The organism is Dyella choica, assembly GCF_003977665.1.
Lineage (GTDB): Bacteria > Pseudomonadota > Gammaproteobacteria > Xanthomonadales > Rhodanobacteraceae > Dyella_B > Dyella_B choica.
Genome location: NZ_RYYV01000052.1, coordinates 1 through 5,727, shown reverse-complemented (window position 1 = coordinate 5,727; position 5,727 = coordinate 1). Strand labels below are relative to the sequence as shown.

The window sequence follows — 5,727 nt, the reverse complement described above, 5'->3', positions numbered from 1 at the left end:
CGGTGCCGGCCTGGCACGCGGCTATCTGTACCGGCCCGCGCTCAGTGCGGCGCGTTTTGTCGCCGACCCGTTCGGTGCACCGGGTGGCCGCCTGTACCGCACCGGCGACGTGGTGCGCTGGCTGCCCGATGGCCAGCTCGATTACATCGGCCGGGCCGACCAGCAGGTCAAGATCCGTGGCTTCCGGATCGAACTGGGAGAAATCGAAGCCTGCCTGATGCGTCAGCCTGGCGTGGCACAGGCCGCCGTGATCGCCCGTGCAGGCACCGATGGCGAGAAGCAGTTGGTCGGCTATGTGGTGCCTGCGCAAGGCGTCACTTTCGACCCGCTGGCGCTGCGCCGCTCGCTCAGCGAGCACTTGCCCGACTACATGCTTCCCGCCGCCCTGGTTGCCCTGGAAGGCCTGCCGCTCACCCTCAACGGCAAGCTTGATCACAAGGCCCTGCCGGCCCCGGCGGTGATGGCGCATACCTTGCAGCGGCTGCCGCGCACGCCGCAGGAAGACATCCTGGCCAGTCTGTTCGCCGAAGTGCTGGGGGTGCCCGCGGTGAGCATCGACGACAACTTCTTCGACCTGGGCGGCCACTCGTTGCTGGCCACCCGCTTGGTGGGCCGCATCCGCGCGGTGCTGGCGGTGGAGCTGCCCATCCGTGCCCTGTTCGAGGCGCCTACCGTGGCGGGGCTGACGACCCATCTGGACACCGGCAAGCGCGCACGCACAGCCCTGCAGCCGATGCCGCGTCCGGAGCGCATTCCACTGTCTTTCGCGCAGCAGCGTTTATGGTTCCTGCATCAGTTGGACGGACCAAGCACGCACTACACCATTGCATTGGCCTTGCGCATGCGCGGCACGCTGGATGTCGATGCCATGCAGGCAGCGCTGCATGACGTGACCCGCCGGCACGAAAGCCTGCGCACGATCTTCGCCGAGCATGAAAGCGGTGCCTGCCAGGTCGTCTTGGATGCCGGCACGGCGGCGCCCGAGCTGGAACGGATCGCGTTGCGGCACGACGAACTTGACGACGTCCTGCGCCGCAATGCCGCGCATACGTTCGACCTGCAGCACGAACTGCCGATTCGCAGCTGGCTGTATGCGCTGGCGCCGCAAGAGCACGTGCTTTCGCTGCTGGTTCACCACATTGCCAGCGACGGTTGGTCCTGGGCGCCGTTCTTCCGCGACCTCGGCTCGGCCTATGCAGCCCGCGTGCAAGGACAGGCGCCGGACTGGATGCCCTTGCCGGTGCAATATGCCGATTATGCGATGTGGCAACGTCACTGCCTGGGCAGCGAAGCCGATGACGACAGCGTCATTGCGACCCAGGTGGCGTACTGGAAGCGGCAACTGGCGGGACTGCCGGAACAGGTAAGTTTGCCGGCTGACCGTCCGCGTCCGCCGCGCTCCAGTTTCCGGGGCGGCATGGCCAGTTTTGCATGGGACGCCTCCGTGCATACGGGGCTGCAGAATCTGGCGCGTGAAACAAAGACCACCTTGTTCATGGTTCTGCATGCCGCGCTGAGTGCCTTGCTGTCCCGGCTTGGCGGCGATAGCGACATTTCGATCGGCACCTCGCTGGCAGGCCGCACGGATGATGCGCTGACGCAGTTGGTGGGCTTCTTCGTCAACCTCATCGTGCTGCGCGTGGACTGCTCGGGCAATCCCAGCTTCCGCAGCTTGCTGGAACGCGTCCGGGCAACAGATCTCGCTGCCTATACGAACCAGGACCTGCCCTTTGAGCGCCTGGTGGAGATCATCAATCCGGTTCGCTCAAGCTCGCATCACCCGTTGTTCCAGGTCGCGCTGGTGCTTGGCAACAATGCCGGCGCGTCGCTGAATCTGCCGGGCCTGGAGCTGTCGCCGCTGCCGCCCAGTTCCGACGTTGCCAACTACGATGCCACGTTCATGTTTGCCGAGAAGCGCGACGCCGAAGGCAAGGCTGACGGGTTGCTGCTCACCGTCACCTACGCCACGGACTTGTTCGATCGGCAAAGCATCGAGCGATTCGCCGCGCATCTTGCCCGGCTGATGAACGCCATGGTGGCTGATGCCGACACGGCGATCGGTGATGTCGACCTGCTCGGCGAGCTTGAGCGGCGACGCGTGCTGGTTGAATGGAATGCCACCCACCGCGCCTGCTCCGATGACAGCCTGACCGCGCATTTCGAGAGGCGGGCGGCGTCAACGCCGGACGCGATCGCCGTTGTCGATCAGCAGCAATGTCTTAGCTACGCGCAATTGGATGCACGCGCCAACCAGCTTGCCAACCAGTTGCGCATGCTGGGCGTGAATACCGACACGATGGTGGGGCTGTGCGTCGAGCGCTCGGCAGCACTGCTGATAGGCGTCCTGGGCATCCTGAAAGCAGGCGGCGCGTACGTTCCCCTGGATCCGGATTATCCGGCGGAGCGCCTTACGTTCATGCTGCAGGACACCATGATTCCGGTGCTGGTGACGCAGACGGCGATGGTCGACCGGCTGCCGTCGCACTGGGCGCAGGTGGTGGAAATCGATGGCATGGCAGATGCCATCGCCCGTCTTCCAACCACCGCGCCGATCGTCACCGGTCATCCGGACCAGCTTGCCTACGTGATGTACACCTCCGGCTCGACGGGAACGCCAAAGGGTATTGCCGTCACTCAACGCAATGTGTTGGAGCTGGCCACGCATCGCGACTGGCAAGACGACGACGCGCAGCCAACCATGCTGCTTCATTCGGCGCAGGCCTTCGACGCTTCCACCTACGAAATCTGGGTGCCATTGCTCAGCGGTGGACGCATTGTCATCGCTCCGCCGGGCGAGGTTGATATCCAGGCGTTGCAGCGCCTCATTGTGCAACAGCAGGTGACGTCGCTGTGGCTGAGCGCAGGCCTGTTCCATCTGATGGCTGAAGAATGCCGCGACTGTTTTGCCGGCGTACGCAGGCTGATAGCAGGTGGCGATGTGCTCGCTCCCGCTGCCGTGCAGATGCTGCTGGACGAACATGCCGGGCTGACCGTCGTCAATGGCTACGGCCCCACCGAAACCACCACGTTCGCCACCAACCACCGCATGCGCGCTCCGGAGGTGGTGAAAAACACGGTGCCGATCGGCAAGCCGCTGGACAACACCCAGCTTTATGTACTGGATGCACGCTTGCATCCGGTGCCCGCCGGTGCAAGTGGCGAGCTGTACATTGCCGGTACCGGCCTGGCGCGGGGATACCTGCATCGTCCTGAACTGAGCGCGCAACGCTTTGTCGCCAACCCCTTCGCTGGCGACGGCAGCCGCATGTACCGCAGCGGCGACCTCGTGCGCTGGCGTAGTGACGGCTGCCTGGAATTCATTGGCCGTGCCGATGCGCAGGTGAAGATCCGCGGTTTCCGCATCGAGCTTGGCGAGATCGAAGCCTGCCTGCTACGGCACACTGGTGTTGCGCAGGCGGTGGCGATCGCGCGCGAGGATCAGATCGGTGGCAAGCAACTCGTCGCCTATGTGGTTTTCGCCGACACTGCGGTTTCCGCGGAATCGCGCCTGCCGGCCTTGCGCCAGGCCATGGCGGCCGCATTGCCCGAATACATGGTGCCCTCCGCCATCGTGGCGTTGCCTGCCTTGCCATTGACCGCGCACGGCAAGCTGGACCGGCGCGCCCTGCCCGCGCCAAACCTTGCCTCGCATGACGTGCGTGCGCCACGCAACGCGAGGGAGCGTGCCCTTGCCGTGCTGTTCGCCGAAGTGTTGGGGCTGGAACAGGTTGGCATTGACGACAATTTCTTCGAACTGGGCGGCCACTCGCTGCTGGCCACGCGCCTGGTCAGCCGCATACGTACCACCTTGCAGGCGGAGCTGCCGATTCGCGCCCTGTTCGAAACACCCACAGTCGCCCAACTGGCCGGACAACTGGCGGTTGACGAGACTGACAGCACAACGCGCGCGCCTTTGCGCCCGATGCAGCGTCCCGAACGTGTGCCGCTTTCCTTCGCCCAGCAGCGTTTGTGGTTCCTGCAGCAGTTTGCCGAGGCCGATACCAGCTACAACATTCCGCTGGCGGTGCGCATGCAAGGAGCGCTCGACGTGTCGGCGCTACGTGCCGCGCTGCACGACATCGTTGCACGGCACGAAAGCCTGCGCACGCTCTTCCGCGAGGATGAAGGCGGCACGTACCAGATTGTGCTGGACACGGCGCAGATGGCCTTCGAGCACCTTGTCACCTCGCCTGATGCATTGGCCGAGCAGCTCAAAGCCTGTGCCACATACCGCTTCGACCTGGCGAAGGAGCTGCCCCTGCGCGCCTGGGTGTTCCAGATGGCGCCGGACGAGCACGTGTTGCTGCTGCTGGTGCATCACATCGCCAGCGATGGCTGGTCGTGGGCGCCGTTCTTCCGCGACCTTGGCTCGGCTTACGCCGCCCGTCTGCAAGGCTGTGCACCGCAGTGGACGCCCCTGCCGGTGCAATACGCGGACTACGCCCTGTGGCAGCGCCAGACGCTGGGCAGCGAAACCGATCCGGACAGCGCCATCGCCGCCCAGATCGCGTACTGGACCCGGCAACTGGCCAATCTGCCGGAGCAACTGGAGCTGTCGACCGATTTTCCGCGGCCGGCTGCTTCCAGCTTCCGCGGCGAGCACGTCAGCTTTGAGCTTGATGCGCCGCTGCACGCGTGCCTGCTGGAACTGGTGCAGGACACCCAGGCGAGCCTGTTCATGCTGTTGCATGCCGTTGTCGCGGTGACACTGTCCAAACTGGGCGCCGGCACGGATATTCCGCTCGGTACGGCGATCGCCGGACGCACCGACGAAGCACTGGATGAGCTGGTCGGGTTCTTCGTCAACACACTGGTGCTGCGCACGGATCTTTCCGGAAGACCCAGTTTTCGCACGCTGCTGGCACGCGTGCGCGAGCAGGATCTGGCTGCTTACGCACACCAGGATCTGCCGTTCGAGCGGCTGGTGGAGATCGTCAATCCCACTCGTGCGCTCAACCGGCATCCGCTGTTCCAGGTGATGCTGAGCCTGCAGAACAATGCCGGTGGACGGCTGGAACTGCCCGGCCTGAATCTGGTACCGCAGGCGACGGGCTACAGCCCGGCCAAGTTCGACCTGAGTTTCGACTTTGTCGAAGGACGCGATGCACAAGGCGAAAAAACTTTGCGCGGCAGCCTGCAGTACGCCTGCGATTTGTATGCGCCGGCTACAGCGCAACAAATCCTGCAGCGGCTGGTGCGGATACTCGAAGCGGTTGCCAGCGATCCGGACCAGCGCCTGGAATGCCTCGATCCATTGACCGCAGAGGAACAGGCGCAACTGGACGCCTGGAATGCCACCGCCCAGGCTGTTCCCGGCACGAGCATGGCGCAGCTGTTTGAGCAGCAGGCTGCCGCAACGCCCGAAGCCACCGCGCTGGTCTGCGAAGATGCCACGCTGAGCTATGCAGAACTCAATGGACGTGCCAATCAGCTCGCCCATTATCTGATCGCGGACGGCATCGGGGCCGAGGATCTCGTGGCGATCGCCTTGCCGCGTTCGAGCGAACTGATCATCGCGATGCTCGCCGTGCTCAAGGCCGGCGCCGCCTATCTGCCGTTGGATGCCAGCTATCCCGCCGAGCGCATTGCCTACATGCGGGAAGATGCCCGTCCGGTGCGCTGGTTGACACAGCAAGCGATGACCGGGCGCCTGGCCGTGGACGCGACCGAACTGAATCTGGACAGCCTGCAAACCGGGACATTCCCTCGCAGCAATCCCGATGACGG

The 5,727-nt window shown here is 64.6% G+C and carries 1 protein-coding gene; it reads left to right on the top strand.

Annotated features, from left to right (window positions below; all coding sequences use genetic code 11):
- Nucleotides 1-5,727 (top strand): non-ribosomal peptide synthetase (locus EKH80_RS23515; RefSeq protein WP_126687235.1); only part of this gene is annotated, 5,727 nt, incomplete at both ends.